Below are 24,375 nucleotides of genomic sequence, written 5' to 3' on the forward strand. Positions count from 1 at the left end.
TTGGCTCTTGGCTCTTGGCTTTCCCTTCTCCCGCCCGCGGGGGAAGGTGCCCGTAGGGCGGATGGGGGGAGCTCTGGCTCTGGCTCTGGCTCTGGTTTTGGTTTTGGGCTTTGGCCTGCTTTTAGAAGCACCCTCACCCCAACCCCTCTCCCGCAGGCGGGAGAGGGGCTTGAGCCAGAACCAGAACCAGAACCAAAGCCAAAGCCAAGGCCAAGGCCAGAAGCAAAAGCAAAAGCAAAATCCAAAAGCCAAAAGCCCAAAAAAAAGGCGGAGATGTTATCTCCGCCCGCACAAAAGAGAGAGCAACAAAAACTCAGCTGCGACGCGCGCAATACACCGCGTGCCCAGGCAATACCAGTTCGCCACCTTCAACCGCACCAGCGACCGGACCTGGCAGCGTCAAAGCCTGCCACTCATCCGCCGGCAGCGCATGCCGCACCGTTTCGCCAGATAGATTGAAGGCAAGCAACAAGGTCTCATCACCCGCCTGCCGCTCAAACAACAGCACCGGCTCAGCACTATCAAGAAAGCGAATCGAACCCGAGACCAAGGCCGGATGCGCCTTGCGCCAGCTCAGGAAGCTGCGGAAGGCATGCAGCACCGAATCACCATCCACTTCCTGTACCTGTACCGACAAGGCCTGATGCTCGGCAGGAATCGGCAACCACGGCTTGCCGCTGGTAAACCCGGCCAATGCCTCATCGGTCCACGGCATCGGCGTACGGCAACCGTCACGGCCCTTGAAGTTCGGCCAGAAGGTAATCCCATACGGGTCCTGCAGCGCCTCGAACGGCACGTCCGCTTCGCCAAGACCCAGCTCTTCGCCCTGATAGATGCACACCGAGCCACGCAGCGAACACACCAAGGCCGCCAGCATCTTCGCCAACGACGGCTTGGCTGGATGCCCGCCCCAACGGGTCACAGCACGCTGCACGTCATGGTTGGACACCGCCCAGCACGGCCAGGCCTCGCCCATCGCCGCTTCCAGTCGTTCGACGGTGCTGCGGATATAGCCCGCACTGTAATCGTCCACCAACAGCTCGAAGCTGTAGCCCATGTGCAGGCGGCCCGGCGCGGTGTATTCGGCGGTGGTCGCCAGCGAATCCTCCGAGGAAATCTCGCCCAGCGTCACCGCGTCCGGGTACTGGTCCAGCAAGGCGCGCAGGCGCTCCAGGAAGCCGATATTTTCCGGGCGGGTGTTGTTGTAATAGTGGTACTGGAACGCATACGGATTGTCCGGGCTGAAACCACGGCCAATACGCTCGCTCTCAGGCTTCGGCGGATTGTCGCGCAGTTGCGCGTCGTGGAAGCAGAAATTGATCGAATCCAGGCGGAAGCCATCCACGCCACGGTCCAGCCAGAACTTCACGTAATCCAGGGTTGCCTGCTGCACCGCCGGATTGTGGAAATCCAGGTCCGGCTGCGAAGCCAGGAAGTTGTGCAGGAAATACTGCCGACGCCGTGGCTCCCACTGCCAGGCCACGCCACCGAAGATCGACAGCCAGTTGTTCGGCGGGCTGCCATCGTCGCGCGCATCGGCCCACACATACCAATCGGCCTTGGGATTGTCGCGGCTCTCGCGGCTTTCCTTGAACCAGGCGTGGTCCACCGAGGTATGGCTGAACACCTGGTCGATCATCACCTTCAGGCCCAGCGCATGCGCCTTGGCCAGCAAGCGGTCGAAGTCGGCCAGGTTGCCAAACAGCGGGTCCACATCGCGGTAATCGGCGATGTCGTAGCCGAAATCAGCCATTGGCGACTTGAAGAACGGCGATACCCAGATAGCGTCCACACCCAGCGAGGCCACGTACTCCAGGCGATCGATGATGCCTGGCAGGTCGCCAACGCCATCCCCATTGGTATCCAGGTAGCTGCGTGGGTAAATCTGGTAGATGACGGCACCGCGCCACCATGGAGTCTTGGACATCGAACGCCCCCCTACGGGCCTCAAGCCCCTGTTTCAGGGCCGCGGAATGTATGCCGGCCAGCTTAGCGTCGGTGCTTTGCCGACGGTGTTGCTTGCATACGTATTCACTGCGCAAAGGCCCGGTTTCCTTCGGTTTTCGGCCCCGACGGGCCGCCCCGGCCGACTCCGCCTATAATCCCCCGGTACCCCCTGAAGTCTTCCTATGAGCATCGCCGAACATATCCGCCCCGCGCTGGGCCTGCCTGCCATCCAGACCTTTGCCGCAGCGGACATGGCTGCCGTCGATGCCCTGATCCGTCGCCGCCTGTCCTCGGACGTGGTGCTGATCAACCAGATCGCCGACCACATCGTCTCGGCGGGTGGCAAACGCCTGCGGCCGATGCTGGTGATGCTGGCCGGCCATGCGGTCGGCAGCGCCGGCCCTGAGCACCACCAGTTGGCGGCGATCATCGAGTTCATCCACACCTCCACCCTGCTGCACGACGACGTGGTCGACGAGTCCGACCTGCGCCGAGGCCGCAGCACCGCCAATGCCCTGTGGGGCAATGCCCCCAGCGTGCTGGTCGGTGACTTCCTGTACTCGCGCAGCTTCCAGCTGATGGTCGAGCTGGAACGCATGGCGGTGATGCAGATCCTGGCCGACACCACCAACCGCATCGCCGAAGGCGAAGTGCTGCAGCTGCTGCACGTGCATAACCCGGATACCGACGAAGCCGCCTACCTGCGCGTGATCGAGCGCAAGACCGCGGTGCTGTTCGCCGCCGGCACCCGCCTGGGCGCGCTGGCTACCGGCGCCGACGAGGCCACCCAGCAAAAGCTTTACGACTACGGCATGCACCTGGGCTATGCGTTCCAGATCGCCGACGATGTGCTGGATTATTCCGCCAATGCCGACGAACTGGGCAAGAACCTGGGCGACGACCTGGCCGAGGGCAAGGCCACCCTGCCGCTGATCCACGCCATGGCGCACTCGGATGAAGTGGTCCGCAACCGTCTGCGCGAGATCGTGCAGGACGGCGATGCCAGTGCGATGCCCGAAGTGTTGGCGGCGATCCACGCCACCGGCGGACTGGAGTACAGCCGCAAGCGTGCCGTGGAATATGCCGACGCCGCCGAGCAGGCGCTGGACGGCCTGCCGGAAACCGACGCCGTTGCCGCCCTGCGCGGTCTGGCCCGTTACGCCATCGAGCGCAGTCACTGACCGCGATGGCAGGCCTGCAGCAGTTCAACGAGGACGAGCGTGCCGTGCTGTTGGCGGTGAAAGGCGTGGGAGCCACCGTGGTGGCCCGGCTGGAGCAGCTGGGGTTTCATTCCCTGGCGCAGCTGGCCGAAGCCGAAACCGGCGATGTCGTCAGCCAGGCTTCGGCGATGCTGGGCAGCAGTTGCTGGCGCAACAGCCCGCAGGCGCGGGCGGCGATCAGCGGGGCGATCGCGGCGGCCAAGAGTACTGTAGGAGCGGCGTAAGCCACGAAGCCACAGTTGTTCCCGGCGCCATTGAACGCACGCAACCCTTGCTACATCCCGGGCGGGCGGCATTTGCAGCGATCTGACAGATAGCCAGCTTCGCGGCTTACGCCGCTCCTACAAAGCTGGGGTATTACCGGTACGGCCCCTGCCGAGCATGGCTCGGCACTACGCTCCCTCCCTTTGCCGTTGGCAAGGGGAGGGTTGGGGAGGGGTAGCTTCACCGCCTCTGATCTGGTCGTGGCTTCGCGGCTTATGCCGCCCCTAGGATCTGACGCATTGCTGGTGAGGCCCCTGCCGAGCATGGCTCGGCACTACAGTGACGTCAGTCGCCCAGGCGCTCTTCCAGGAAGTTGTCCATCATCTTCCAGGCACGCTTGGCGGCGCGCGGGTCGTACACGCAGCCCGGTGGGCTGTTGGCGTCAGACTCGGCGAAGCAGTGCACCGCGCCGCTGAAATTGACGAACTGCCAGTCAGCCTTGGCAGCATCCATCTCGGCACCGAAACTGGCGATGTCCTCGGCGCTGATGCCGCGATCAGCGGCGCCATTGAGCACCAGCATCGGCACCTTGCCGCTGCCAGCCACTGCGGGGGCCGGCGTCGACAGGCCGCCATGCAGGCTCACCACGCCTGCCAATGGCAGGCCGGCACGGGCCATTTCCAGCACGGTGGTGCCGCCGAAGCAGAAGCCGACGGCGGCGATCTGCGTCGCATCCAACGGTGCCTTGCCAGCCTGGCCTTTCAATGCCTCCAGTGCCGCCGCTGCGCGGGCGCGCAGCAGGCTGCGATCCTCGCGCAGGGGTTTGGACGCAGCGGCCGCTGCGTCGTTGTCCTGCGGGCGCACATTCTTGCCGTAGACATCAGCCACCAGCACCACATAGTCGTCGCCGGCAATCTGTTCGGCCTTGGCCACTGCCGAGGCATTCACGCCGCGCCAGTTGGGCACCATCACCACGCCAGGGCGGCGGGCATCGCCCTCGTCGTCATAGACCAGCACGCCGCTGTAGGTGGCTCCCTGCAGCTGCCATTCAACCGGGCGCTGCTGCATCTTCGCGAACGCAGGAAAGGTTGCGCTTACGCACAACGCCAATACTGCCAACTGCAATTTCCTTGCTGCTTGCATGGGATTGCTCCGGTCAGGGTACCGGGAGAGTTTACGACCATACAGGGCACGCACGCCCGGATCTGCGCCGCCAACCGCCCCCACAGACACTGGCTCAAGGTGCCCGCTGCATCGGACAATGCTCGCCCCCTTCGACGAGGGGGCTCGGAATCTGACAAACAGCATTTACAAGGACGATCCCATTCAATGAAGAAGCTCACACCGACCCTCCTGTGTGCCGCGCTACTGCTGCCATCAACACCAGCCGGGGCAACGGAGTCCGTGATCGCGGAGACTTTCAGCGCGTTTTCGCGCTGCGATGCCGGCTTTTTTGAAAACCTGCAGGCCAATGCCTCCGCCTGGGAAGCGCATGCCGTACTGAACCGCTCAACGAACGCAAGCTGGATCGCGGTTCCCGACCGGTATGAAGACAAGAAAAACACGATTGCCCTGAAAGACCCGCCAGCGGTGGCAGGAGTGACGCTGTCGTCCTACTTCGACGAATTCACCGATATGGAGAGAATGGGCCAGTACCTGTTCTGGGGATTCATTGCCGACGGATCACCTGATCACGTTGCCAAGCAGCTGGCCCCACTGCTTGATCACCCGGAGAGCCTGCGCAAGCTGGGGCCGATGCATGCCCGCGCCGAGATCTGGGAAGACGGGAAATGGACAACTTCGTTCGGTCGCTCCGGAACCGTCCCCGGTACTCGCAAACTTGAGCGCGTGTTCCTGCTGGAACCCCACGGTGCAAACCAGACACGCGTCAGCTGCTCGTTGCAAGGCGCTGTTGATGCAACGGTGTTGGGTGCAATCCGTCCGGACATTCCCGTTGCAGAGTATCCCGCGCCCGCGCAGGAGCTTGGTTTTGCCGACGTCACCGTACCGGCCGCGGTTGTTGAAGCCGTCAGCAGTCCGCTGCTCGCGCCGAAGTTCAGCCGCCTTACCTATACCTATACCTCCATCAACGACCAGAAGCCTTCCTCCATAACCGTCGAGCTGGTAGCGCAGGGAGACTTGATACACAGGACGGAAATCTACAGCAGGAACTTCAGCGTCCAGCGCCTCATGAAAGCCAACCTCATCCAGCTGAAGTCGAAGATGGAGGGCTCGCTTGGTGGACGCGTGCTATTGACCGATACCATCAGCGCCAACTTCCCGGCGAACTGGAACGAAGGACAGGTGCTGCGCTTCAACTCCAGCGGTCGCTATGCGCCGATCAAGGCGCGCGACAAAGCCATGGACACCTCGGCCACCTGCACCATCGGCGCCCGCTTTCCTGCAAGCGAAATCTTTGCGTCCCTTCCCGGCGATGCCATCCGGCTGTCGTGTGACTACGGCGACCGTCAAAGCACCGATGCCTTCATCGAAGACCTCGGCGTGACCCTCACGCTGGATTCCACATCAGGGCGAGGCCGTAGCGTAGACCGGGTCACTGCCTTGGAAATTGTGCGCTGATGAGCGGAAACTGATCGGAGCCGACCGAAACCCTTCGTGGCGATCATCGTTGAGCCCACCGGCTTGAGGGCGGTCGCCGCGCAATCCATCATTCATCCCTGTCAATGCACGCCGCACCGCTGCTACTGCGTTGAAGCGATCCGCAGCGCCTCCCCTGCCCCTTCCCCTCATCCCTTTCCCTGCCCTATGAGCCTTGTAGAAACTTTCCTTTCCGGCCTTGTGCCGCGCTTGCCTGCAGACGATGTGCCAATGTGGCGCTGGGTGGAAGGCGCAAGCAAGTCCGACCTGCAACGCCTGCAGCGGCAATGGCCGCAAGTACCGGCGAGCCTGCTGGATCTGCTGGCACAGGTGGATGGCAGCCACTACCGGGACTACCCGCAAGGTGAGGTCAATGTGCTGATGCTTGGCTCGGACGTCGGCGACGGCAGCTACCCCTACTACCTGCGGTCGGTGCAGCAGATCTTCGAGGACAGTGCACAATGGGGCGACAGCATCCGTTCCATCTACGAAGACTGGCTGGACGATGAGCCGGAGATTCTGGGTGCCGGCATCGATGCCGACGTGCCGATGAGCAGGCGCCTGTGTTTCTCACACTGCATGAACAACGGCGGCACCTCGATGCTGTACCTGGATTTCGATCCTGCCGAAGGCGGCATCAGTGGCCAGGTCGTACGCTATCTGCACGACCCTGACAGCTATGCGGTAATCGCGCCCAGCTTCGATGCCTACCTGCAGCAGCTGATCGACGGCGGTTACGCTTTCACCGACGAAGAAGAGTGATCTGCAGGTAATGGGTGGCGCCGACCGACGGTCAGCGCCACTTCGGCCTCGGCCAAGGCCTTATAGGATGCCGATACCCGGAATGGCACTGATGCTGTCCGGATCGAATCCGGCCAGCTCGGCGAAGTGCCGTCCGCGCGCCACATAGTCCTTGTAGGCACCAAAGCTCGGCGCGCCCGGCGACAGCAGTACTACCCCGCCCTGCCCGCCTAATGCAGCACGCGCCAGCTCCACCGCATGCGGCAGATCGGTCGCGGCGTGCAGGCCAAAACCGCCAGCCTCGGCCAATGGCGCGAGCAGCGCATTGATGCGTGGACCGTTGTTACCCATGGTCACGATCTCGACCGGCGCGTTGTCGCGCATGTGCTCGGCGAAGTCCTGCCAGTCCACGCCGCGATCATGCCCGCCAACCAGCAAGGCGATGCGCTGCCCGGCGAAACAATCCAAGGCGGCCAGCGACGCATGCGGCGTGGTGCTGATCGAATCATTCACCCAACGCAAGCCATCGCGTTCGCCCAGCAGCTGCAAGCGATTCGGCAGAGGCCGGAAGCTTTGCACCGCAGGTGCCAAGGCAACCGCATCCAGACCAAGGGCTTCCAGCGCGGCCAACACCGCGCACAGGTTGCCGCGGTTGTGGCGGCCGGGCAGCGGTGTGTTCGAGGTGTCGAACACCGCCTGCGCACCGCGATGTACGACCTCGCCAACCACGTGCCAGCCTTCGGGCTGGTTGAACCAGACGATCTGGCTGTGCTGCAGCTGCAGCGCGCGCAGGTGTTCGTCAGCGGCGTTGAGCACGGCGACGCGCGGATGGCCGCCGGTCACCAACGACAGCTTGTCGTCGATGTAACGCTGCTCACTGCCATGCCAATCCAGGTGTTCCGGAAAGATGTTCAGCACGATGGCCACATCCGGACGCACGCCACTGCGTGCCACTTCGCCGGTCTGGTAGCTGGACAGTTCCACCGCCCAATAGTCCGGCGCCGGTTGTGGGTCCAGGGCCTCCAGCAATGGCAGGCCGATATTGCCGATCAGGCCAGTGCGATGCCCGGCCGCGCGCAGCAGGTGCGCCAGCAGCGAGGTGGTGGTGCTCTTGCCCTTGGTGCCGGTAACGCAGACCGTGTTCGGCAGCGTGCCATTGGCATCGGCGTGCTCGCTGAACCACAGCGAGGTACCGCCGATGAACTGCGTACCCTGCGCCAAGGCATGCTGCGCCTCGGGCTTGTACGGACTGATGCCCGGTGACTTGATCACCACATCGAACGAATCCAACAACTCACCACTGAGCTCGGTTTCAACGCGCAGATGCGCATCGCCCAGCGCCCGAATTTCCGCTGCTTCAGCAGCAGAACAAAGCACCGTCAAACGCGCAGGAAACCGATCTTCCGATTCCCGGGTCCCGATTCCCCATTCCCGATCACGCAGCGCGTGATAGGCCGCGCGGCCTTCACGGCCCCAGCCCCACAAGGCGACGCGCTTGCCTTCAAGCTGCGAAATTCGCACGCAGACGCTCCCACAGTGCTGCCGGGATGCGGTGTTCACCATCGATGACCAGCAAGGGTTCGACCTGCAGTTCGTCGGCGGCCAAGGTCGGCTGGATCAGGCTGGCGAAGCGTTTGACCAGCACATCTTCCTTCCAGTCCGGACGCGATGCCAGGGTCGCCATTGCCGCGCGCGATTCCTTGCCCTCGCCCACGCACTCGAACGGTTTGTGGTCCTGGAACTCGAGCAGTGCGTCGTAGCCGCCGGCCTGCTCCATGTCGTCCAGCAGGTTGCGGCCGAAGATGCGCACCAGGCGGATCTTCGGCATGAACGGGGCCAGCGCCAGAAACACGAAGTGGCACTTCGGGCAGACACCGCACCAGCGGTTCACCGGGCGCTCGCCGAGGATATGGAAGTTGCGGTTGCAGCTGGAGAAATGCGCGTCGTAGAAATCGGTCTTGGCGAACTGACGGGCCACTGCCAGCTCCGACAGCGGACGCAGCAGCGAGTAGTAGTTCAGGTCGGCGGCAATGTGCTGCTGCACGTATTCGCCGAACGCCTTCTCGAACGCCCAACCCTTGGACCACTGGTGATTCACTTCACCGGTACCGGCAATCTGGCTGCCGTAGCTGGCCGAGCGTTCGTTGGAGAACACCACCTGGTCCACGCCCTGCACCACGGCGGCCAGCACCATGATCGCCGAGTTCACGGCGGTAACCGGGATATGCCCGTTCCATGCACCCTGGCGGTTGAGCTCGAACAACTCCGGCGCCAGCGTGCGGCCGATGTTCAGCGTCGGCAGGCCGGTGCGCTCGGCGCAGGCACGGATCAGCTGCGAGCCGCCGATCCAGGTAACGGTTTCGGCCACACCGGCATTGCGCAGGGCTTCGATGCTGACCAGCGAATCCTTGCCGCCACCGATGGCGACCAGGGCGTGGTGGGCCAGGCCCAGCTCAGGAGCAGAAGCGCCCTCACCCCCGACCCCTCTCCCGCTTGCGGGAGAGGGGAGCGAAGCGGGCAGCTTGAACCGGTCACGCAGGTTCAAGCCGTTGCGGTAGGCGAATTCGCCCAGGCCGTTGAAGTACACCGTCTCCACCAGCGCGGCGGTGGCCGCGTCGATGGCGTAGCTGTCGATGCTCACCTGCGACGGCACCGCTGCCTTGTAGTAGCTCACACCTGCGATCAGGTGCAGCAACTGCAAAGCGCGTTGCACCGCGGCCGCGCGCTCACCGTCCAACTGGAACGGCGCGCCCGGCACGGTGACGGTCTCGGTCATCTCCGGGCCGTCGTCGAAGGCGTATACCAGCCGCGCCACACCGGTGTCCGCAGCGAAATCGCAGCGGACGAAGCGGAAACGGGAAACCTGGTCTTTATCAAAAGCTGTCATGGCGTATCCGGGAATCAAACTGGCCGTTGCGCGTCAGCGCGCAACGGACGACAAAGGTTTTCGCATCAGGCGGACGTCACTGTGCATCATCAATCACGTCCTCGCGCGGCAAGGCGCGTTGGTTATAGGTACTGGCCATGCTGAAGCCATAGGCGCCGGCATCGGCGATGACCATCACATCGCCCGGGGCGGTGGCCGCCGGCAGCTTCACCCGCTCGGCAAACACATCGCTGGATTCGCAGATCGGGCCGACCACGCTGAAATCAACATCGCGGGCGGCATCCAGGCGCGACAGGTTGGCGATGTCGTGCCAGGCGTCGTACAGCGCCGGGCGCAGCAAGGCATTCATGCCGGCATCCAGGCCAACACGGCGCACGCCATCCTTCTCCACCACCTGGTTGGCGTGGGTCAGCAACACGCCGCACTCGGCGACCATGAAGCGGCCCGGCTCGATCGCCAGCTGGAAGGCCGGGTGCACCGCCTTGATATCGGCCAGGCCAGCGGCCCAGGCGTCCAGGTCGAAGGGCTCGTCGTCATCGCTGTACGGCACCGGCAGGCCGCCACCGATATCGAGGATCGCAACGCTGCCGATGCGGCGGGCGAAGCCGGCCATCTCATCGACCATCTGCTTCCAGTGGCCGCTGTTCTCGATGCCGCTGCCCAGGTGGGCGTGCACGCCGGTGATGCGGATATCCAGCGCGCGTGCGGCAGCGATGAACTCATCCACGCGCTGCGCGGACAGGCCGAACTTGGAATCCTTGCCGCCGGTATTCACCTTCTTGTGGTGACCATCGCCGTGGCCCAGGTCGATGCGCAGCCACAGCTTGCGGCCACGGAAAACCTCCGGCCAGTGCTGCAGCAATTCAACGTTGTCGACGGTGACGTTGACGCCACGCGCCAGCACCGCCTGGTACTCGCTGATCGGCGCAAAGCTGGGGGTGAACAGCACCCGCTCCGGACTGATATCCGGCACCGAGGCAAACACCAGTTCCACCTCGCCCTGCGACACACACTCCAGGCCGAAGCCTTCGGCCGCCAGGGTGCGCAGGATCTCGGGGTGCGAGTTGGCCTTGATCGCATAGAAGCGGCGGTCGATGGCGTCGATGGCCTTCAACTGGCGGGCACGCTCGCGCACCTTGTCCAGGTCGTAGATATAGGCCGGCGTGCCCTGTGCGGCCAGCGCCAGCAGTTGCTTCTGCTTGGCCGGCGCATGCCACCACGGCGTCTGCCGCGGACGGATGCTGCCGATGATCTCGCGCCAGCGCGGGCCGAATACGTGTTCCTCGTAAACCGGCATCGCGCCACTGTCGATCAGCTCGGCGTGCAGGATGGGCAACAGCCCATCGGCATCGGCCTCGTCGATGACGAAGGTCAGGTTCAGGTCATTGGAGGACTGCGAGATCATGTGCACGCGCTCCTTGCCGAACGTGGCCCACACGTCCGAGAGCTTGTACAGCAGCGAGCGCATGCCACGGCCAACCAGGGTGATGGCCGCGCAGGGCACGATCACCTTGACCTTGCAGATTTCCGACAGGTCGGCCGACAGCGCGGCCAGCACGTCGGTGCTGACCAGGTTTTCGGACGGGTCCAGCGACACGGTGACGTTGGTCTCGGCCGAACCGATCAGGTCCACCGACAGGCCGTGCTTCTTGAACAGGTTGAACACATCGGACAGGAAGCCGACCTGCTGCCACATGCCGATGCCTTCCATCGAGATCAGCACGATGCCGTTACGGCGGCTGATCGCCTTGACCCCCGGCACCGGCTCGGCATTGCCGTCGATGCTGGTGCCCGGCATATGCGGGCGCTCGGTGTCGAGGATGGCCATCGGCACGCCGGCATCGCGGCAGGGCTTGATCGAGCGCGGGTGCAGCACCTTGGCACCGGTGGTGGCGATTTCCTGCGCTTCGTAATAATCCAGGCGGGTCAGCAGGCGTGCGTCAGGCACGTCCTTGGGGTTGGCGCTGAACATGCCCGGCACGTCGGTCCAGATTTCCACGCGGCTGGCACCGAGCAGCGCGCCGAAATAGGCCGCCGACGTATCCGAACCACCGCGACCGAGGATGGCGGTGCCACCGTCGCCGTGGCGGGCGATGAAGCCCTGGGTGATCAGCAACTGCGTGGGCTGGGCCGCGAAACGCTGCTTGAAGCCCTCCTCGCCCTGCCACTGGCAGTTCACCGAAAGACGCTGCGACCAGGCGGTCTGGTTGGGGGCCGGCGGCTGCGCATGCAGCCATTCACGGGCGTCCATCCAGCCAAAATCCAGGCCGGTGCTGCGCAGGTAGGCGGCGCCGACGCTGGAGGACAGCAGTTCGCCCTGGCCCAGCACCTCAGCCTGCCAGTCCAGCGGACGGCTGGCCGCGCGCGGGTCGTCCAGCAGCGCCTGCAGCGCGGCCAGACGTTCAGCCAGCACCTCGCGGCCCAGCTCAAGCTCGGCAAGGAAATCGTTGTGGCGGCTGACCAGCGCGGCCACGCGCTCGCGGCTGTCGGCAGCGCCGTCGGCAATGGCGGTCAGTTCATTGGTGACGCCGGACAAAGCCGACACCACCACCAGCACCCTGCCACCGGTCTCGTCCGCACGTTTTTTCGCCAACTGACCGATCGTGTTCCAGCGATGACGACGCGACACCGAGGTGCCACCGAACTTGAGGACGATCCAGCGATCAGCAATTGGGGAAGCAGACATTGGCTTTGTGGGTTCACAGGTGGGAGAAAGACCCGGCAATGCGGGCGGAACTCCCGATTCTATGCCAAGCCGCTGAGGCAGGACGGCTGAGTTACCGGCGATACCATCGCCGCCCGGCCTCCCCTCCCGGGGCGAAGAAAGTAGCACTTGCAACGATCCGGGTCATCTTTGGGTGAATGGGGGCGGTTTGAGGGCTATGGCTATGGCTATGACTTTGGCTTTGGCTTTGGCACCCGCTTTTAAGAAGCCGTCATTCCCGCGCAGGCGGGAATCGCTCCTGCTCTTGCTCTTGCTCCTGCGCTGGCTCTGGCAAAGGCAAAGGCAAAGCACAAAGCCCAGAACGATTCCCGCTTGCGCGGGAATGACGGTTCAGCTGTTGGGAGATTGCGCTGAAACCGACACCTGACGACTCCCTGCATGCCCATGCCTAAGCTGTACCACCCCGCCCCACCCCAAAACCCATGCCTCCACGCCGTTACCTGCAACTGGACGTCTTCGCCGCCCGCCCCGGCAGCGGCAACCCGCTGGGTGTCATCCTCGACAGCGATGGCCTGGATACCGCCGCCATGCAAGCGCTCGCCGCCTGGCTGAACCTCTCCGAGACGGTGTTCTTCCTGCCGCCGGACGCCGGCCCCAGCTACCGCATCCGCATCTTCACCCCAAGCAGCGAACTGCCCTTCGCCGGCCATCCCAGCGTCGGCGCGGCCTGGGCGGCGGTCACCTCGGGCCTGGCAACGCCGCGTGATGGCCAGCTGCTGCAGCAATGCGCTGCAGGCCTGCTGCCGGTGCGGGTAAGCGGGCCGGAAGATGCTCCCACCCTCCTGTTGGCCAGCCCACCCGCCCGCCAGCATCCAACTGCGCCAGACGCTGTACCTGAACAACTGCAGGCCCTGCTCGCGCCCGGCCACAGCCCCGAACTCTGGGACAACGGCCCCCGCTGGTGGCTGTTGCCGGCCCGCGATGCCGCCAGCGTCCGCGCACTGGTTCCAGACATGCCCGCAATCGCCGACTGGAGCAATGCCACCGACGCGACCGGTGTGGCGGTATTTGCTGCCGAAGCCGGCCCGGATCACGCGCTGGTGACGCGTGCGTTCTGTCCGGCCGATGCAGCCGACGTACCCGAGGACCCTGTCACCGGCAGTGCCAACGCCCTGATCGCGGCGTGGCTGCGGCAACACGGGCAACTGCCCAAGGCTGATGGCAACTACGCCGTCAGCCAGGGCCGCGAAGTGGGCCGCGACGGTCGCGTCCAGATCGCAATCGACGCGCAAGGCAGTATCTGGATCGGCGGTCAGGTCCAGCCGGTTATCGCAGGACAGGTGCACTGGTAAGCTGCCCAGCCGTCGTCTGGAAGCGATTTGCAATGTCTGTTCGCCGTTATCTGCAGTTGGATGTGTTTGCCGCCCGCGCCGGTGCTGGCAACGCGTTGGGCGTCATCGTTGACAGCGAGGGCCTGGACGACACCGCCCTGCAGGCCATCGCCGCCTGGCTGAACCTGTCCGAGACCATCTTCTTCCTGCCGCCCACCGAAGGCGCCAGTTACCACATCCGCATCTTCACCCCGAAGGGCGAGCTGCCCTTCGCCGGCCACCCCAGCGTCGGTGCCGCCTGGGCGGCGGTGGAACTCGGCCTGGCCACGCCGGACGACAACGGTCAGCTGATCCAGCAATGCGCCGCTGGTCTGCTGCCGGTACGGGTACAGGGCGGGCGCTGGTTCCGCCAGATCCATGTGCGCAGCCCGCAGGCTGAACGCCGCGACGTCGCCGTACCCGCACTGCCCGAAGGCTTGGCCGCATTGGCCAAGCCCGGCCATGCCCCGGAGCTGTGGAACAACGGTCCGGACTGGTGGCTGCTGGAAGCCGGCAGCGAGGCCGCCCTGCGCCGCTACAAGCCGGAGCTGGCCGCCATTGGCGCCCTGCCCGGCCGCGGCAAGCTGGCCGTGTACGCGCCCGCTGACCGCCCGGACGTGGGCTACCAATACGCCGTACGCGCCTTCGCCCCCGGCGTGGGCATCAACGAAGACCCGGTAACCGGCAGCGCCAATGCGCTGGTGGCCGCCCAGTTGCTGGCACAGGGCCGGATCAAACCCTTCCAGCAGTACCTGGCCAGCCAGGGCCGCGAGCTCGGCCGCAATGGCGAGGTGCGGGTGGAAGTGGATGCCGAGTCCAACATCTGGATTGGCGGTGAAGTTCAGCAGGTTATTGCTGGGCAGATTGAGTGGTGACAGGCATCCAACAGGACGCCGCGATCCGCTTTTTCTTCTCCCGCCTGCGGGAGAAGGTGCCCCGTAGGGGCGGATGAGGGGAAGCGTGCGTAGCACGCATGCCTTTGACTTCCACTTTGACTATTTCGCTTTGGAAACAGAGCAAGCGGACTTCGTCCGCCTCCCCTCACCCCAACCCCTCTCCCGCATGCGGGAGAGGGGCTAAGGCAAAAGCCAACTGCAACAGCCCAAACCAAGGCAACAGCCACGGCCAAGGCAACTGCAACTGCAACTGCAACTGCAACTGCAGCAGCAACAGCAACAGCAACAGCAACAGCAACAGCAACAGAACAGCCTCACAGCATCCGGACATCCCATGACCACCCGCCGCTTCCTGCAACTCGACGTTTTCGCCCCGCGCCCCGGCACCGGCAACCCGCTGGCCGTGGTCCTCGATGCCGATGGCCTGGACAATGCCGCCATGCAGGCCATCGCCCGTTGGACCCGCCTGCCTGAAACCACTTTCATTTTCGCCCCGACCAAGCCCGGCACCAGCTACGGCATCCGCATGTTCGCCCCGCAGAAAGAGGTGCCGTTCGCCGGCCACCCCAGCGTCGGCAGCGCCCATGCCGTGCTTGAAAGCGGCGTGGCGGCAGCCATCGACGGGCAACTGGTACAGGACGGCATCGCCGGCCAACTGCCTTTGCAGATCAGCGAGCGCGATGGCATCCGCACCATCGCCATCCGTACCCCGCGCGCGTCAGTGGCCGAGGTCGTCAGCGCCAATGACCCACGCCTGCAGCCGGCGATCCTCGGCTGGCCCTTGGGCGAGCTGCCGCCGGCACTGATGGACGGCGGTCGCCGCTGGTGGGTGGTGGAAGTGGCCAATGAAGCCGCCCTGCGCGCCCTCAGCCCGGACTGGGATGCCATTGCCACGCTGGCCGAGGCCACCGGCGCGATGGGCGTATTCGCCTATGCACGCACCGCTGGCGACAACTACCAACTGGTGGTGCGGGCATTCGTCGGCAATGGCCGTCGTTTTGAGGATGCTGCTTCCGGTGCCGCCAATGCGGTGCTGGCCGCCTGGTTGGACGAGCGCGATGCCCTCCCCGGCGTGGACAAGCGCTACATCGCCAGCCAGGGCCGCGAAGTCGGCCACGACGCCCTGCTGGAACTGCGCATCGACGAGCACGGCGATGTCTGGTCCGGCGGGCAGGTGCAGACTGTGATCCGCGGAACCATCGATTGGTGATGCGGTCAGAGACTCGCCAATAGCCGATCAAGACACGGAGTTCGGAATGCGCAGATGGATCTCGCTGCTGACGCTGTTGTTCGCCTTCACCGTGTGCGCTGCGCAACCGTCAGCGCAGCCGCAGAAAGCACTGTTCGTTGGCAACAGCCTCATCTACGTGGGCAACCTGCCAGCGACCTACGCTGCACTCAGCACCGCCAATGACCATCCGCTGCAAAGTCAGATGATTGTCAAAGGTGGCGCGTTGCTTGACCAACGGGTTGCGGATGGCTCGGTTCAACGTGCTCTGGCCGAGCATCGCCCACAGCTATTGGTTCTGCAGGAACAAGGCGGCGCCCTGCTGTGCTGGCCCGACGAAGCCGCCTGTACGAAATCGCAGGCGGCGATCAGGACACTGGCAAAGGCAGGCAGCAACGCCGGCGCGCGCGTCCTGCTGCTGGGCAGCTACCAGGCACAAGCGGCAGCATCTGCCCGCCTGATCGCCAAGGAAGCAGCCGCCGCCGAACAGGCCGGCATTCACTATGTGGCAATCTCCGAAGCCCTGCGCAGCGCCGCGGCCGCAGCCCCCGAATTGCAATGGTATGACGCTGACGGCATGCACCCGGGCCCGGCGCTGACCCTGCTTGATGCCATCCAGCTCTATCACACCGTCCATGGCCGCTTGCCGGAGCATGGCTTCTCGGTGGAAGCACCGATCTATCTACCCAGAAGCGGGCTTGAAGCAAGTCTGCGCGATGCCGACGAGCGCGCGCCGCTTGCCGACACACCCACCCACATCCACTACCCGGATGCGATGATCCAGCGCATCAACGCGCTGCTGCCATCCGCGCAGCCCTGACAACGAGTTCGTCATGCCCCACCTGACCGTCGAATACAGCAGCAACCTCGCCACCGCTATTACTCCAGCCGTGCTGCGCACCCTCAACCTTGCGCTGCTTGGCACAGGCCAATTCGAGGAGGCCGACATCAAATCGCGTGCGCTGGAGTTTGATTGCGTCGCGATCGGAACCACTGACAGCCCACGCGGCTTTGTGGCCGCGCGCTTGGCAATACTCAGCGGTCGCAGTAGCGAAATCAAACGCGAGTTGGCCGACACGCTGCTGGCCGCGCTTGAATCTGCCATCGCCGCTGGTGGAATGGAGCTGCAGATCAGCGCCGAAATTGTCGACATCGATCGTGACAGCTACGCAAAAGCCGTGATCCAGGCCGAGATCTGAGCGAACACCCGCCGCGATTGAAGTGCCGCTGAAGCCGCACTTCAATCCGCAGGACCGAGCGCCGTGACGCTCAGCTCTCGGCCATCTTGAAGCTGACCTTCGCACCATCAAACAAGGTGAGATAGGCATCATTTGCGCGCAGTTTGACGTCTACCCAGAAAATCATTTCCTTGGTCCCGGGAACAAACTCGGAGAACGAGGTATTGACGCTGAGCTCCACCTTTCCCCTATCGCCACGCGAGTTCAGCACTTCGCGCTGCAGGTTGCGCAGCTGGCTAACGCCTTCTGCGGTCAGTGCCAACTCATAGGTTGTAACGGCGATATTCCTGCTGAGCACGCCGGGGCTGCGCTCGCCCTGGGTGCTGCCAATCAAACGCAGTGGCATCGCCGCGACGCGCGCAGCCTGCCCTTCTGGCTGCAGCTTCAAGGTCAGGCGGGTGGCCTCCGGGTTCAAGGTATTGCCGCGGGGAATCGCCACCTTGACCCGGATACCTGCAGGGTCCAATTGGACCAACGCTCGCTCATCCAATGAAGAAAGGCGCAGCGCGGTAGACAATGGGATCGAGGCGCAGCTGCACAACATCAGCAAGCACAGAAACACGGACGTTCTTGCAAAGAACATAGGAAAAGACATCACAGCATCTCCTTGATGTTGGCACCTCCCCACTGACGCACCGGTTCCGGGAGCCCTCCCATGCTCCAACCGTGCCACTATTGCGGCAGACCTGCCATGGGATCAACAGCATGACGCCTGTTCACTTTCACTCCGTTTCGCCCTTTCTTGCTAGCGAGGACCTGCCTGTCAGCTTGGCCTTCTATCTCGACAAGCTCGGCTTCACCCTGGCCTGGGAATGGGGCCAACCCGCGGAGCTGGCGGCCGTCTGCCGTGATGAGGTCGAGCTGACGCTCGCCAGTCGCGCAGACGCCAAACCCGACGGAATCAGCAGGTTGTACCTGCACATCGATGGCATCGACGACTATCACGCGCAGTTGCTGGATGCAGGCGTAGTGATCACCGTTGCCATTGCCGACCGACCGTATGGCATGCGCGATTTCAGCGTCACCGATCCTGCAGGCAATGTGCTGTGCTTCGGGCAGGCGTTGCCACAGCCTTCGTAGCGGTTGTGGGAGCGGCGTAAGCCGCGAAGCCCGTGATTCTGCAGATCCCAGGAATGCTGATCCCTGGAAGATGGTCAGCTTCGCGGCTTACGCCGCTCCCACAACCACGGTTGGCTGATGGGTTGTTGGGAATGCCCCTGCCGAGCATGGCTCGGCACTACAAAAACAAAGGCCGCCTTGCGGCGGCCCTTGCTGTGCATCAAGCGATCAAACCGCTCAGTGCATCATGTGGGCGTTCATGTTCCACATGACCCACAGCGTACCCAGCACGATGATGCCGATCACCACCAGGGTGAACATGCCGGCATTGACGTTCCAGCGGGCAGCCGAGGAACGGTCAAGGTGCAGGAAGAACACCAGGTGCACCAACAGCTGCAGGATGCCTGCAACCACGATCACCGCGCCGGTGGCGAAGCTGGACATGCCACCGCTCATCACCACCCAGAACGGGATGATGGTGAGCACGGCAGCCAGCACGAAGCCGATCAGGTAAGACTTGACGCTGCCGTGGCTCTCGCCAGCGGCACCGTGTGCATGATTGTCATGTGCGGACATTACATCGCTCCCGACAGATAAACGACAGAGAACACGCCGATCCAGACCAGATCCAGGAAGTGCCAGAACAGGCTCAGGCACGCCATGCGGGTCTTGTTGCGCGGAGTCAGGCCATCCTGCTTGAGCTGGATGAACATCACCGCCAACCACAGCAGACCAGCGGTCACGTGCAGACCGTGGGTACCAACCAGGGCGAAGAACGCCGACAGGAAGGCACTCTTGTCCGGGCCGTGGCCGTTATGGATCAGGTGGTTGAACTCCCAGATTTCCATGCCCATGAAGCCGGCACCCAGCAGCCAGGTGATGGCCAGCCAGAAGAACATCAGGCCCTTCTTCGACTGGTGCATGGCGATCATGCCCAGGCCGAAGGTCAGCGAGGACACCAGCAGCAGCGCGGTTTCCCACGCCACGAACGGCAGCTCGAACAGGTCCTTGGCCGACGGGCCACCATTGGTGCCGCCGGACAGAACCACATACGTCACGAACAGAGTGGCGAAGATGAGCAGATCGCTCATCAGGTACACCCAGAAACCGAAGACGGTGTTCTCGCTGGTGTCGTGATGCTCGTGATGGTCATCGCCATGGTCCGCAGCGTACGCTGCGGAACCGTGAGTCATCGTGTGGGCGTTCGTGCTCATGCCTTCACCTCGGTCTTCACCAAGCCCTGAGCTTCCAGGTGCTTACGGTGTTCGTTCTCGATACGTTCCACCTCGGCCGCCGGCACCCAGTAATCCACGTCCTTGTCGAAGGTACGGTAGATGAAGGTGGCGATCATGCCGACCAGGCCGATGATGGCCAGCACCCACATGTGCCAGACCATCGCAAAGCCCAGCACCAGGCTGAACGCGCCGATGACAACACCGGTACCGGTGTTCTTCGGCATGTGGATGTCGCTGTACTTGGCCGGCTTCTGCCACGCTTCGCCGCGCTGCTTGCGGTGCCAGAATTCGTCCAGCTCCTCACCCTTCGGCAGGGTGGCGAAGTTGTAGAACTGCACCGGGGAAGCGGTTTCCCACTCCAGGGTACGGGCATCCCACGGATCGCCAGTCAGGTCAGCGTTCTTCTTGCGGTCGCGGATCGACACGGCGATCTGGATCACCTGGCACAGGATGCCCAGGGCGATGATCGCAGCACCAATCGCAGCAACCACGAAGTACGGCTGGTAGTCCATGTTCGGGTAGCTCTGCATACGACGCGTAGCACCCATGAAGCCCAGTGCGTACAGCGGCATGAAGGCCACGTAGAAGCCGATGAACCAGCCCCAGAACGCGCGCTTGCCCCAGGTTTCATTCAAGGTGAAGCCGAACATCTTCGGCCACCAGTAAGTGATACCGGCAAACATGCCGAACACCACGCCGCCGATGATGACGTTGTGGAAGTGGGCAATCAGGAACAGCGAGTTATGCAGCACGAAGTCGATGGCCGGGATCGCCAACATCACGCCGGTCATGCCGCCGATGGTGAAGGTGACCATGAAGCCGATCGTCCACAACACCGGCGAGGTGAAGTGCACGCGGCCGCGGTACATCGTGAACAGCCAGTTGAAGATCTTCACACCGGTCGGGATCGAGATGATCATCGTCGTGATGCCGAAGAAGGCATTGACGTTGGCACCCGAGCCCATGGTGAAGAAGTGGTGCAACCACACCAGGAACGACAGCACACCGATCGCACAGGTGGCGTAGACCATACCCTTGTAACCGAACAGGGTCTTGCGCGAGAACGTGGCGATCACTTCAGAGAACACACCAAATGCCGGCAGCACCAGGATGTAGACCTCGGGGTGGCCCCAGATCCAGATCAGGTTGATGTACAGCATGGCGTTGCCGCCACCATCGTTGGTGAAGAAGTGCGTACCCAGGTAACGGTCCAGGGTCAGCAGCACCAGGGTGATGGTCAGCACCGGGAAGGCAGCAATGATCAGTAGGTTGGTGACCAGGGCGGTCCAGCTGAACACCGGCATGTGCATCAGCTTCATGCCCGGGCTACGCATCTTGAGGATGGTGATGAAGAAGTTGATACCGCTCAGCGTGGTACCCAGGCCGGAGACCTGCAGCGCCCAGATGTAGTAATCCATACCGACGCTTGGACTGTATTCCAACCCTGACAAGGGCGGGAACGCCAACCAGCCGGTCGCGGCGAATTCACCGATCCACAGCGAGATCATCATCAGGCCGCAGCCTGCAACGAACAGCCAGAAGCTCAGGGAGTTCAGGAACGGGAAGGCAACGTCGCGGGCACCGATCTGCAGCGGCACCACCAGGTTCATCAAACCGGTGATCAGCGGCATGGCCACGAAGAAGATCATGATCACGCCATGGGCGGTGAAGATCTGGTCGTAGTGGTGTGGCGGCAGATAGCCTTCGGCACCGCCAGCGGCAACCGCCTGCTGGGCACGCATCATGATCGCGTCGGAGAAGCCGCGCAGCAGCATCACGAACGCCACGATCAGGTACATCGCGCCGATCTTCTTGTGGTCCACCGAGGTGAACCACTCCTTCCACAGGTAGCCCCACAGCTTGAACTTGGTGACCGCGGCTACAACAGCCAGGCCGCCCAGCACCGCGCCGATGAGGGTGGTAAGCACGATCGGATCGTGCGGCAGTGAATCAAGAGAGAGTTTTCCAAGCATCGTCATTCTCCCGAGGCGCCATGGCCGGCATGTGCGGCTTCGGCGGGCTCGTTGGCAGTGTGACCGGCGTGGCCGTCAGCCGTGGCGGCAGCAGGCGCAGCGGCGGCAGGAGCCTCGTGGCTCATGGCGGCGTGGTCCATCGCGTCATGGCCCATCGCAGCGTGGTCCATGGCTTCGGCCTGCATCGCCTCGTGGCCAGCACCTTCGTGCGACATCTTCTTGCCATCGTGCTTCATGCCGAAGTGGTGGTTCTCACCGGCATGCTTGGCAATGATGGCGTCGAACAGGCCCTTCTCGGTGCTGCCGTAATAGGTCACCGGGTGCCAGTCGTGGTTCTGCTCGGTGGTGAGTTCGGTAAATGCCTTCTGGTCCATGACCTTGGCATCGCCGCGCACCTTGGCCAACCAGGCCTGGTATTCCTCGTTGCTCACCGCGTGCGCGGTGAAATGCATCTTGCTGAAGCCTGCACCGCTGTAATGCGAGGAACGGCCTTCATAGCTGCCGGCCTCGTTGGCGATCAGGTGCAGCTTGGTTTCCATGCCGGCCATCGAGTAGATCATGCTGCCCAGATGCGGAATGAAGAACGCATTCATCACCGTATCGGCGGTGATCTTGAAGTTCAGCGGGGCATCAACCGGGAAGGTCAGCTCGTTGACCACGGCGATGTTTTCTTCCGGGTAGACGAACAGCCACTTCCAGTCCAGCGAGATCGCTTCGATCACCACCGGCTTGGTATCGGACTCCAGCGGCTTGTACGGATCCAGCGCATGCGAAGAACGCCAGGTCAGCACGGCCAGGACCAGGATGATCATGCACGGGATCGACCAGACCACCACTTCGATGGCGGTGGAGTGAGACCAGTTGGGCTCGTAACGGGCCTTGGTGTTGGATGCGCGGTACTTCCACGCGAACACCAGCGTCAGCACGATCACTGGGATGACCACCAGCAGCATCAGCACCGTACAGGTGATCAGCAGCGTGAGTTCATCCCGGGCGATCTGGCCCTTGGGGTCAAACAGGGCCCAGTCGCAGCCCGTCATCAAGACGGCCATAGCGACAATGAGGCCCGGACGCAAGAAGCGTCCAAGAGTTTTCAACGGAATCATCGGTCGATCCAATTGCGAGGGAGAGCCGCACCTGGCAAGCCCATACATGCAAACGCAAACAAGCGCCCGGGGATTGCCCACCGGGGAGACATGTAGGGGGTTGTCAGATTTCAGCCCCGCAATTTTAGGCCTTCACACACCACTTAAGAAAGGTATTGACAATGATTTCGCGCAGCAAAAGCGGGCAGCGGAGTGCGACACGTTGTCGCACCTGTGCTTTGCGCGGGGCAGATTCCGCACAGCCCGGCACAGATTGCAGGCGGCGCTCGGCCCTACTTCACCCTGCCCGCACTGGCATCGACCGCGTTTATGTGACCCAAAGCTGTCCATCCGGCTCGCACCTGACACAGGTGAATGCGCCTCCCAGCGGATCCATGACAGCCAGGCTCGTTCAGGTTCAACAGCCAGATGACGACCCGGCGCGATGACGCAACGCCTCATGTTCAATAGCGGCCCGCAAGATCAGCACCGTCAACGCCGGAGGCAGCCCGATTGAGCAAGCCCAGTTCAGCGGTGCTTGCCGCCATCACGACCAGCCCGGCAACTGCATCAGCGACTCAGCCGTAAGCGCGTAAGTCACCGCCCCGCCGACGCCCACAGAAAAGGCCCGCACAAAGCGGGCCTGATCTGGTGCCGGAAATAGGAATCGAACCTACGACCTACGCATTACGAATGCGCCGCTCTACCAACTGAGCTATTCCGGCGAAGGCGCGAATTGTAGGCAAAGGGCATGGCGTTGGTCAATCCACCGCTCACAACACCTCAAACACCCATCAGCCGCCCGCTGTCGCCAAGCCCGCTGCAGATGCAGCAGACGGCCTGGAAAGACCTACCCAGCTGTCGCCTGCCCGTAAACTTGATCCAGACATTCTTAGAGGTCTCCGGGCAAACTAGCCCCAAGGAGACCACTGATGCGCAAGAGCAAATTCACCGAGAGTCAGCTCGTTACGACGTTGAAGCAGGTTGAGGCTGGAAGGCAGGTCAAGGATGTCTGCCGTGAGCTTGGCATCTCCGATGCGACTTACTACGTCTGGAAGTCCAAGTACGGCGGCATGGAAGCTTCGGACGTGCAGCGGTTGCGCGACGTTGAAGCCGAGCACGCAAAGCTCAAGCGGATGTACGCCGAACTGGCGATGGAGAATCATGCGTTGAAGGATCTGATTGCAAAAAAGCTTTAGACCCGGCGCACAAGCGCCCGCTCTTGGCCTGGCTGCAGGACCGCCATGGCTGGAGCGAACGCCGGGCCTGTGCGGCGATTGGAATGCCACGGTCGACGGCACGCTACCGTCATCGACCGGATCGGGACGAAGAGGTGATCGCGCTATTGGCCGAGCTCTTTGAGCGTTTTCCGGAGCGCGGCTTCGGCAAGCTGTTTCAACTGATTCGTCGCCGCGGTTTGGTATGGAATCACAAGCGTGTCTGGCGTGTGTACTGCCTTATGAAGCTAAATCAGCGTCGACGGGGGAAGAAGCGCCTTCCAAACCGGCACCCGATGCCCCTGGCGGCCGGTGTGCAGATCAACGGCAGCTGGTCGATCGACTTCATGTCCGATGCGCTTTGGGATGGACGACGGTTCCGGACATTCAACGTAATAGATGATTTCAGCCGCGAAGCATTGGCCATCGAAGTTGATCTGAATCTGCCCGCTACGAGAGTCATCCGGACCTTGGAGCGAGTCGCTGCGCGGCGCGGTTACCCCGCAAAGCTTCGCCTGGGCAATAGTCCCGAATTCATCGCCTTGGCGTTAGCGGAATGGGCCGAGCGCAAGAACATCGCGCTGGATTTCATCGAGCCAGGACGGCCGATGCAGAACGGCTTCATCGAACGCTTCAATGGCAGCTTCCGTCGTGGCGTGCTGGATATGCACGTCTTCCGCAATCTCGGAGAAGTACGCGAACAGGCGGAGCAGTGGCTAGCCGATTACAACACCGAGATACCTCACGACAGCCTCGGCGGGCTGACCGCCCCCGAATTTCACCAAAAAACCACAAACCGAAGCGGGAAATTT

The 24,375-nt window shown here is 63.1% G+C and carries 22 protein-coding genes and 1 tRNA gene; 11 read left to right on the forward strand and 12 right to left on the reverse strand.

The window, feature by feature from the left end; all coding sequences use genetic code 11:
- Nucleotides 1–313: 313 nt before the first annotated feature.
- Entirely contained in the window at nt 314–1,927 is a 1,614-nt protein-coding gene (locus AC1VXC_RS06365) for an alpha-glucosidase (protein WP_481538193.1), read from the reverse strand.
- A gap of 202 nt (nt 1,928–2,129) precedes the next feature.
- Between AC1VXC_RS06365 and AC1VXC_RS06370 the strand changes: the two genes are divergently transcribed.
- Nucleotides 2,130–3,128: a polyprenyl synthetase family protein gene (locus AC1VXC_RS06370; RefSeq protein WP_481538192.1), complete on the forward strand. Its 999-nt coding sequence runs from the start codon at nt 2,130–2,132 to the stop codon at nt 3,126–3,128.
- A 5-nt stretch (nt 3,129–3,133) separates the two neighbouring features.
- Nucleotides 3,134–3,391, forward strand: coding sequence for a helix-hairpin-helix domain-containing protein (locus tag AC1VXC_RS06375; RefSeq protein WP_313493861.1), 258 nt, complete (start codon nt 3,134–3,136; stop codon nt 3,389–3,391).
- A gap of 325 nt (nt 3,392–3,716) precedes the next feature.
- Here the strand turns inward: AC1VXC_RS06375 and AC1VXC_RS06380 are convergent, their stop codons facing one another.
- The gene (locus AC1VXC_RS06380) at nt 3,717–4,514 is read right to left on the reverse strand and encodes a dienelactone hydrolase family protein (RefSeq protein WP_481538191.1); all 798 of its coding nucleotides are present in this window, start codon (nt 4,512–4,514) and stop codon (nt 3,717–3,719) included.
- 186 nt (nt 4,515–4,700) lie between these two features.
- Between AC1VXC_RS06380 and AC1VXC_RS06385 the strand changes: the two genes are divergently transcribed.
- Complete coding sequence (locus AC1VXC_RS06385; protein ID WP_481538190.1) at nt 4,701–5,951, forward strand: hypothetical protein; 1,251 nt, start codon at nt 4,701–4,703, stop codon at nt 5,949–5,951.
- A gap of 186 nt (nt 5,952–6,137) precedes the next feature.
- Complete coding sequence (locus tag AC1VXC_RS06390) at nt 6,138–6,731, forward strand: SMI1/KNR4 family protein (protein WP_313170488.1); 594 nt, start codon at nt 6,138–6,140, stop codon at nt 6,729–6,731.
- Nucleotides 6,732–6,791: 60 nt separating this feature from the next.
- Here AC1VXC_RS06390 and murD read toward each other — a convergent pair whose 3' ends face one another.
- The 3 genes from murD to AC1VXC_RS06405 all read right to left on the reverse strand — a co-directional run bounded on the left by murD (nt 6,792) and on the right by AC1VXC_RS06405 (nt 12,283).
- Nucleotides 6,792–8,231, reverse strand: a complete 1,440-nt coding sequence (gene murD, locus AC1VXC_RS06395; protein WP_481538189.1) for a UDP-N-acetylmuramoyl-L-alanine--D-glutamate ligase — start codon at nt 8,229–8,231, stop codon at nt 6,792–6,794.
- Nucleotides 8,212–9,597 (reverse strand): UDP-N-acetyl-alpha-D-muramoyl-L-alanyl-L-glutamate epimerase, encoded by a 1,386-nt coding sequence (gene murL / locus AC1VXC_RS06400; protein ID WP_481538188.1) that lies wholly within the window; start codon nt 9,595–9,597, stop codon nt 8,212–8,214. Before murL ends, murD begins: the two co-directional genes overlap by 20 nt.
- 76 nt (nt 9,598–9,673) lie before the next feature.
- Entirely contained in the window at nt 9,674–12,283 is a 2,610-nt protein-coding gene (locus tag AC1VXC_RS06405) for a bifunctional aspartate kinase/diaminopimelate decarboxylase (RefSeq protein WP_481538187.1), read from the reverse strand.
- Nucleotides 12,284–12,744: 461 nt separating this feature from the next.
- Between AC1VXC_RS06405 and AC1VXC_RS06410 the strand changes: the two genes are divergently transcribed.
- Together AC1VXC_RS06410 and AC1VXC_RS06415 are read left to right on the forward strand one after the other, a co-directional pair.
- Nucleotides 12,745–13,614, forward strand: coding sequence for a PhzF family phenazine biosynthesis protein (locus AC1VXC_RS06410; RefSeq protein ID WP_481538186.1), 870 nt, complete (start codon nt 12,745–12,747; stop codon nt 13,612–13,614).
- Nucleotides 13,615–13,646: 32 nt separating this feature from the next.
- Nucleotides 13,647–14,507: a PhzF family phenazine biosynthesis protein gene (locus AC1VXC_RS06415; RefSeq protein ID WP_481538185.1), complete on the forward strand. Its 861-nt coding sequence runs from the start codon at nt 13,647–13,649 to the stop codon at nt 14,505–14,507.
- 166 nt (nt 14,508–14,673) lie between these two features.
- Here AC1VXC_RS06415 and AC1VXC_RS06420 read toward each other — a convergent pair whose 3' ends face one another.
- Nucleotides 14,674–14,832 (reverse strand): hypothetical protein, encoded by a 159-nt coding sequence (locus AC1VXC_RS06420; protein WP_482995019.1) that lies wholly within the window; start codon nt 14,830–14,832, stop codon nt 14,674–14,676.
- Between the two features lie 30 nt (nt 14,833–14,862).
- Between AC1VXC_RS06420 and AC1VXC_RS06425 the strand changes: the two genes are divergently transcribed.
- Genes AC1VXC_RS06425 through AC1VXC_RS06435 form a run of 3 tightly spaced genes read left to right on the forward strand, consistent with a single transcriptional unit; the run spans nt 14,863 to nt 16,955 of the window.
- Nucleotides 14,863–15,738, forward strand: a complete 876-nt coding sequence (locus tag AC1VXC_RS06425) for a PhzF family phenazine biosynthesis protein (protein ID WP_481538184.1) — start codon at nt 14,863–14,865, stop codon at nt 15,736–15,738.
- Between the two features lie 46 nt (nt 15,739–15,784).
- Nucleotides 15,785–16,576 (forward strand): hypothetical protein, encoded by a 792-nt coding sequence (locus AC1VXC_RS06430; protein WP_481538183.1) that lies wholly within the window; start codon nt 15,785–15,787, stop codon nt 16,574–16,576.
- A gap of 13 nt (nt 16,577–16,589) precedes the next feature.
- Nucleotides 16,590–16,955, forward strand: a complete 366-nt coding sequence (locus AC1VXC_RS06435) for a 5-carboxymethyl-2-hydroxymuconate Delta-isomerase (protein ID WP_481528248.1) — start codon at nt 16,590–16,592, stop codon at nt 16,953–16,955.
- A gap of 70 nt (nt 16,956–17,025) precedes the next feature.
- Here the strand turns inward: AC1VXC_RS06435 and AC1VXC_RS06440 are convergent, their stop codons facing one another.
- A complete protein-coding gene (locus AC1VXC_RS06440) occupies nt 17,026–17,469 on the reverse strand; it encodes a hypothetical protein (RefSeq protein WP_481528247.1) in 444 nt (147 codons plus the stop codon).
- A 230-nt stretch (nt 17,470–17,699) separates the two neighbouring features.
- Here AC1VXC_RS06440 and AC1VXC_RS06445 point away from each other — a divergent pair, with 230 nt between their 5' ends.
- Nucleotides 17,700–18,074: a bleomycin resistance protein gene (locus AC1VXC_RS06445; RefSeq protein ID WP_313170473.1), complete on the forward strand. Its 375-nt coding sequence runs from the start codon at nt 17,700–17,702 to the stop codon at nt 18,072–18,074.
- A 216-nt stretch (nt 18,075–18,290) separates the two neighbouring features.
- Here the strand turns inward: AC1VXC_RS06445 and cyoD are convergent, their stop codons facing one another.
- From cyoD to AC1VXC_RS06470, 5 genes are all read right to left on the reverse strand, one after another.
- Nucleotides 18,291–18,629 carry a cytochrome o ubiquinol oxidase subunit IV gene (gene cyoD, locus AC1VXC_RS06450; RefSeq protein WP_313169194.1) on the reverse strand — a complete coding sequence of 113 codons (339 nt, stop codon included), beginning with the start codon at nt 18,627–18,629 and terminating at the stop codon, nt 18,291–18,293.
- Entirely contained in the window at nt 18,629–19,267 is a 639-nt protein-coding gene (gene cyoC / locus AC1VXC_RS06455; protein ID WP_481539219.1) for a cytochrome o ubiquinol oxidase subunit III, read from the reverse strand. The genes cyoD and cyoC overlap by 1 nt, the downstream gene beginning before the upstream one ends.
- Complete coding sequence (gene cyoB, locus AC1VXC_RS06460) at nt 19,264–21,261, reverse strand: cytochrome o ubiquinol oxidase subunit I (RefSeq protein WP_481539218.1); 1,998 nt, start codon at nt 21,259–21,261, stop codon at nt 19,264–19,266. Before cyoB ends, cyoC begins: the two co-directional genes overlap by 4 nt.
- 2 nt (nt 21,262–21,263) lie before the next feature.
- Nucleotides 21,264–22,367 (reverse strand): ubiquinol oxidase subunit II, encoded by a 1,104-nt coding sequence (gene cyoA / locus AC1VXC_RS06465; RefSeq protein ID WP_313169190.1) that lies wholly within the window; start codon nt 22,365–22,367, stop codon nt 21,264–21,266.
- A 628-nt stretch (nt 22,368–22,995) separates the two neighbouring features.
- Nucleotides 22,996–23,071 (reverse strand) — tRNA-Thr (locus tag AC1VXC_RS06470).
- Between the two features lie 207 nt (nt 23,072–23,278).
- On the opposite strand from AC1VXC_RS06470, the gene AC1VXC_RS06475 reads away from it, so the two are divergent.
- A protein-coding gene (locus AC1VXC_RS06475; RefSeq protein ID WP_482995020.1) for an IS3 family transposase occupies nt 23,279–24,375 on the forward strand; the annotation gives its coding sequence in 2 pieces (ribosomal slippage) (nt 23,279–23,540 and nt 23,540–24,375; 1,098 coding nt annotated over the 2 pieces). This gene is flagged as partial in the annotation.

The sequence above is a fragment of the Stenotrophomonas sp. STEN033 genome (assembly GCF_056856655.1).

Bases quoted from the DNA above. Each gene is read 5' to 3' on its own strand.
- AC1VXC_RS06365 (WP_481538193.1), bottom strand. From the start codon at position 1,927: ATGTCCAAGACTCCATGGTGGCGCGGTGCCGTCATCTACCAGATTTAC.
- AC1VXC_RS06370 (WP_481538192.1), top strand. From the start codon at position 2,130: ATGAGCATCGCCGAACATATCCGCCCCGCGCTGGGCCTGCCTGCCATC.
- AC1VXC_RS06375 (WP_313493861.1), top strand. From the start codon at position 3,134: ATGGCAGGCCTGCAGCAGTTCAACGAGGACGAGCGTGCCGTGCTGTTG.
- AC1VXC_RS06380 (WP_481538191.1), bottom strand. From the start codon at position 4,514: ATGCAAGCAGCAAGGAAATTGCAGTTGGCAGTATTGGCGTTGTGCGTA.
- AC1VXC_RS06385 (WP_481538190.1), top strand. From the start codon at position 4,701: ATGAAGAAGCTCACACCGACCCTCCTGTGTGCCGCGCTACTGCTGCCA.
- AC1VXC_RS06390 (WP_313170488.1), top strand. From the start codon at position 6,138: ATGAGCCTTGTAGAAACTTTCCTTTCCGGCCTTGTGCCGCGCTTGCCT.
- murL (WP_481538188.1), bottom strand. From the start codon at position 9,597: ATGACAGCTTTTGATAAAGACCAGGTTTCCCGTTTCCGCTTCGTCCGC.
- AC1VXC_RS06405 (WP_481538187.1), bottom strand. From the start codon at position 12,283: ATGTCTGCTTCCCCAATTGCTGATCGCTGGATCGTCCTCAAGTTCGGT.
- AC1VXC_RS06410 (WP_481538186.1), top strand. From the start codon at position 12,745: ATGCCTCCACGCCGTTACCTGCAACTGGACGTCTTCGCCGCCCGCCCC.
- AC1VXC_RS06415 (WP_481538185.1), top strand. From the start codon at position 13,647: ATGTCTGTTCGCCGTTATCTGCAGTTGGATGTGTTTGCCGCCCGCGCC.
- AC1VXC_RS06425 (WP_481538184.1), top strand. From the start codon at position 14,863: ATGACCACCCGCCGCTTCCTGCAACTCGACGTTTTCGCCCCGCGCCCC.
- AC1VXC_RS06430 (WP_481538183.1), top strand. From the start codon at position 15,785: ATGCGCAGATGGATCTCGCTGCTGACGCTGTTGTTCGCCTTCACCGTG.
- AC1VXC_RS06435 (WP_481528248.1), top strand. From the start codon at position 16,590: ATGCCCCACCTGACCGTCGAATACAGCAGCAACCTCGCCACCGCTATT.
- AC1VXC_RS06445 (WP_313170473.1), top strand. From the start codon at position 17,700: ATGACGCCTGTTCACTTTCACTCCGTTTCGCCCTTTCTTGCTAGCGAG.
- cyoD (WP_313169194.1), bottom strand. From the start codon at position 18,629: ATGTCCGCACATGACAATCATGCACACGGTGCCGCTGGCGAGAGCCAC.
- cyoC (WP_481539219.1), bottom strand. From the start codon at position 19,267: ATGAGCACGAACGCCCACACGATGACTCACGGTTCCGCAGCGTACGCT.
- cyoB (WP_481539218.1), bottom strand. From the start codon at position 21,261: ATGCTTGGAAAACTCTCTCTTGATTCACTGCCGCACGATCCGATCGTG.
- cyoA (WP_313169190.1), bottom strand. From the start codon at position 22,367: ATGATTCCGTTGAAAACTCTTGGACGCTTCTTGCGTCCGGGCCTCATT.